This window comes from Halobacillus sp. BBL2006, from assembly GCF_000786645.1.
In the GTDB taxonomy this organism is placed as follows: Bacteria; Bacillota; Bacilli; order Bacillales; family Halobacillaceae; genus Halobacillus.
Map to the genome: position 1 here is coordinate 1 of NZ_JRNX01000448.1, position 1538 is coordinate 1538.

The 1538-nt window shown below is 43.2% G+C and carries 2 protein-coding genes; both read left to right on the forward strand.

Annotated elements, in window-relative coordinates; all coding sequences use genetic code 11:
- A partial coding sequence (locus LD39_RS13425) for a DUF4317 domain-containing protein (protein WP_035547780.1) occupies positions 1 to 1064 on the forward strand: 1064 nt, incomplete at its 5' end.
- 116 nt (positions 1065 to 1180) lie between these two features.
- Positions 1181 to 1348 carry a hypothetical protein gene (locus LD39_RS22695; protein WP_156112645.1) on the forward strand — a complete coding sequence of 56 codons (168 nt, stop codon included), beginning with the start codon at positions 1181 to 1183 and terminating at the stop codon, positions 1346 to 1348.
- Positions 1349 to 1538: the final 190 nt, after the last annotated feature.

A 1538-nucleotide genomic window follows, 5' to 3' on the forward strand; every position in this document is an offset into this window, starting at 1 on the left:
CTGACATTTACCATCACCAGAGCCAGCCGTTCGAGATGCTCGACCGGGATCAGCAGGAGCTTTTTATGAACAATTTCAAGAAAGTGCTGACTGGCCAGCTTGATGAAAAATTGTTCGAACTGAAATTCCAGCGCGAGGCAGAAGATCATAGTCAGCTCATTCTACATAAAGGGCTGCTAAGCAGCGAGGTCGAGGACTGGAAAGTAGAAATGCTGAAGATGACAGAGAAAATGATTAAGGACAATCCTTATGAGAAGGACGTCGTCATCACTTTCATTCGTGCTGAGTACTTAAAGCCAACGAAGCGTCGTAATGACGAACCAGAAGAAAGTGAACGGGATGCTGTGTACTCCAATCCCTTCATTCTTTGCAGCATCAACAAAACCGAGGAACCTAAAAAAGAAATCCAGTTTGACTATGTGGAGAAGGAATTCAAATACAAGATTGAGGTAGACCCGGTTATCGACCTTAAAAACCCAATGTCAGGATTCCTTTTTCCTTCTATCACGGAAGGCACTTCAGATGTGAATCACGTGCTTTACGCCGCAGGTAAAGCTAATGAACCTGACTACCGATTTATCGAAGACGTACTAAACGGTGAAGAGATTATGACAGCGAAAGAAGACAAAGCGGTGTTTGAGGAAGTCATCAAGGACGTCGTCGGAGATCAGATGAACCCCTCCACCCTTGCCAGTGTCTACGGGGAAATCAATCGCGTTGTGGAAGAAAACGAAGATGATGAACCACCAAGGCTCGACTATAAAGACGTGGAACGTGTGTTGACCCAGAGTGGTGAAACTGTCGATTCTGAAAAAGTCAAAACTGCTTTTCAACGAGTCACTCAAGACGATGCGTACGAGCTGAAAGCCAGCAGTATCGTCCCAAAATACAAATCGAAATCAATCAAAATCAACACAAAAATCGCTAACATCTCTATCAGTCCTCAGGATTTGCAATATGTGAGGCAAGTCAACTATAAGGGAAAACGATGTATCATGATTGAAGTAGAAGAGGACGCGGAGATTGACGGGTTTAAGATGCTTCCCGAAGCGTTTGGTGAATGATAGAATTCACCATTAAAAGTAACACTCCCCTGTTTTATTGAGATGAAGATACTGGTAATAGCAAGCGAAAAATCGCACACACTAAGATCATCACTAAATAGAAGGAGGAACCTGGTGTGGAAAAAAGCGATTCGCTAGCATACACAACCATCGCAATGAATGAACTTGGTTACAGCCGTCGGGAGATTGGGAGCATCACAAACAAAATGCTTGAGATCATTGAAAATCTCCCTGAAAAAGAGGCAGAAGATAAAGCCGATGAAATTTTATATGATACGCCTTAACCACTGACCTCATGCAACTTCCCCTTTAGATCAGTCTATAACTTATGTTAAAGATGAGCGATGAACGGGAAAGGGTATAGAGGAATGATAAACAAAGAGGAGTGAAGCATATGAATCAAACACAATTTGATAAGGTCCAAAGTGGAAATGGATTTATCGCAGCCCTCGACCAAAGTGGCGGCAGCACGCC